Source organism: uncultured Campylobacter sp. (assembly GCF_938045405.1).
Taxonomy (GTDB): Bacteria; Campylobacterota; Campylobacteria; order Campylobacterales; family Campylobacteraceae; genus Campylobacter_B.
In genome coordinates this window covers 1-2,911 of record NZ_CALIMW010000217.1, presented here as the reverse complement: position 1 = coordinate 2,911, position 2,911 = coordinate 1, and the positions used below count along the sequence as shown (strand labels likewise).

1 protein-coding gene is annotated in these 2,911 nt (G+C 40.5%); it reads left to right on the top strand.

Going from position 1 to position 2,911, the window contains the following annotated elements; all coding sequences use genetic code 11:
• Positions 1 to 498: 498 nt before the first annotated feature.
• A partial coding sequence (locus Q0140_RS09090; RefSeq protein WP_297963915.1) for a hypothetical protein occupies positions 499 to 2,911 on the top strand: 2,413 nt, incomplete at its 3' end.

Below are 2,911 nucleotides of genomic sequence, written 5' to 3'. Positions count from 1 at the left end.
AGCGCCGATGAACTTTGGAAAAATAGCTGGTCATGTTTTTGCAAAGTCCAAATTGCGATGTTTTTAATTCGCTGCACTAGGAATTTTTACAGAGTAATACCGCCCGATTTTTAGTTGTGACAAGCCTTGTTGCGAGAATTATCTACGAGCAGTGAAGCCGTAAAGCGAATGTGGGTTGAAGTTGCGTGAGCAAAAAATCGCGCTCAACTCGCCGTAAGCGAGCCGGCTTTTCGTAGCGGATGTAAAATTTATTTCAACATCAAATCGTAACAGAGCTTTTGAATTTTAAAATTTGCTGAAATTTTTGATAAATTTCCGCATTTTTTATATTTTATGAAATTTTTTCATCGTTAAGTTTTCATCGCGTTGTCGTTATTTGCCGTCCCATTTGAAATAAATTAAATTTTAATTATAAATCTTTCAAATTGCACTGTAATTTAAGCAAAAAAAATGTAAAATAATAGTCAAAAATTATGTTATTGACCGGAGGGTAGTATCATGAAAGTTAAGAGTTTTAGCTTTGCGCCCATTTTGGCGCTGTTGTTTTGTTTCGCGACGGGAGTATTCGCAGATGATGTTAGGTCGAACGTGAAGATAAATTCTGCTACCCCAATAAGCAACGAGTATCGTGACGATGGCGTGCTGGACGGAAAGAAAGGCAGAAGTGGTTGGGATTGGAACGGAGATCAGGGTTTGTATAATTTCACCACTATAAAAAATCGGTCTGACGAATTAAACCAAAAGCCGATAGTTAGATTCGGCGGTGCGGGCACATACGTCTTTGGAGACTACGCCGTGACCGGAAAGCCGGTGATTAGTTTAAGCTGGCCTTCTGCTTTAGGCTATGGTTACATGTGGGGAGCAAAAGGCACATACATTAAAGATGACGGCGACGGACAGTTTTATTTGAATAGTTCAAAAGCTGTTTTGAGGCTTCCTAAGGGCGTGACTAAAAACGATATAGTCTATGCGAGACTTTATTGGCAGGGAAATATATTCAGCACGACTGATTTTGACAGCGAAGCAGAATACAACAGCAAAGACGGAAAAAAATTGACCGGTTTTGCTAAGGGGTATACACGGGTGAAATTTAAAATGAAAAGCTCGAAAGGTAAAGCTAGCATAATAGAAGATGTTTATAGAGATAGATGCGAAGGAACGGCTGCTTGGAACTTTTTGGCAAAATCTCGCAAGCCCTTACGTTTGCGTTTAAAATATGGCTGCACTAAAGATATTACCGATCTAGTCAAGGAATATTTTAAAGATTATTCCGACAGCATTGAATTTACTGTAGGAAACGTAAGAACGAGTGATGGTGAGGATCAAAGCGGTGCAGATTTTACCAATTTAGAGTTCAACAGCGTTCGTATTGGGCCGTACGGCGGATGGGGAATAATCGTAGTATATGATAAAACCGCCAACTCCAGAAGGGATTTGCTAAATAATTTACAATCTAACGATAGCGTAACGGGTCAAAAAATGACTTATAAAGAGGCCGTAGAATATAAAAATAAATATTTTAAACCAAAAAACGTAACTATTTACGGCGATTATTTTGTCGTCACCCCTTGGAAGGATGGAGGATATACGCCTATAAACATTAACGCTACCATCAGTGGATTTTATACACCTAGAAGTGGGTCCGTAAGTGCAAAGCTAGGGTTTTTAGGGTTTGGTGGCGAGAGAAAAATGACCTCCGACGAGTATTTTAAAGTTCAACACAAAGGAACTGCACAAATGGATTCGCTATACGGATCCAGTGGGGTTAATCAACGGTTAGCTAACGATCGCGCTAATATATACGACGGCTCTGTCGCTTTACTTATAAATGATAACGGCACCTATAAGTATAGCTATCCATACGGCACCGGTTATTTAGGTGGATTTGATCTGGACGAATTCGATATCGGTTCAAAGATGAAGAATGCGCAATCTAGTCTAAACATCTCTTTGGGTGCGGCGTATGAAGATCTCAACGGAGGTCAAGCCGATCAAAACTTCATAAGTATGATTGCTATTTCCGCCGATTTGTATGTCCCTCAAATGTGCTATCAGTATGAAGTCTATAACGCCTCTAACTGGGTTAAATTCTTTGATAATGATGGTAACCGAAGAAGCGAAGAGGATGTAAAAAAACTACATGAACCTCCTGAGCAGATCAAAAACCCGGTAGTTGCGGGTGAAAATATCTATTATAGAATGAAATTTGAAAATAGATTGAATGGCGGCGATAGCGAAGATGCAGCAGGTGCGGTAGTATCGATCGACTTTGGTCAAGCCGGCGCTACCTATACCAAAGATAGCGCTACTATAAATAACGAGCTAGTCGTAAATGATCCTATCACTACCACTACAAATACCATACCTGCGGCGGCAGCCGATGAACTAGTCTATTTACGCGATGGTCAAAAGGGTGCATACGAGACTATGAAAGACGTCATAAAAGGTGGCACTCCAAACGTTACGAAGGCTATTTATAAAGATAGGCAGTTTACTGCGCTTGACGGTAATATATTGAAATTTTATATAGGTCAAGGCGCGGGAGACTTAACTCCTTCTTCAACACCGGGCGGTAGTCCTGTACTTGTAGGCGGATTAATGCAGCCAGGTAAAGCGGCATACGGCGAGTTTAATGCTACCGTAAATACGGGTGCAACCATATTGCAGGCTCCTGCCGTGACACTAAGTTATAAGATGAGCTTAGATATAGGCGGCGGTCAGCGAGTCTTCATAGAGATGGATAGCGCTTCTGAACTTGAATTATGCGATGCGACAAAGGTTTCTAAAAGCGTTAATATCCTACCTTTAAGCGGTTTACAGGTAGTCAATAAGAATTTTAGTAAAAATGACGACGACGATAGGCTATATACTCAAATCTCCGATAAGCCTTTTGATGCAAAACTCATCTTTA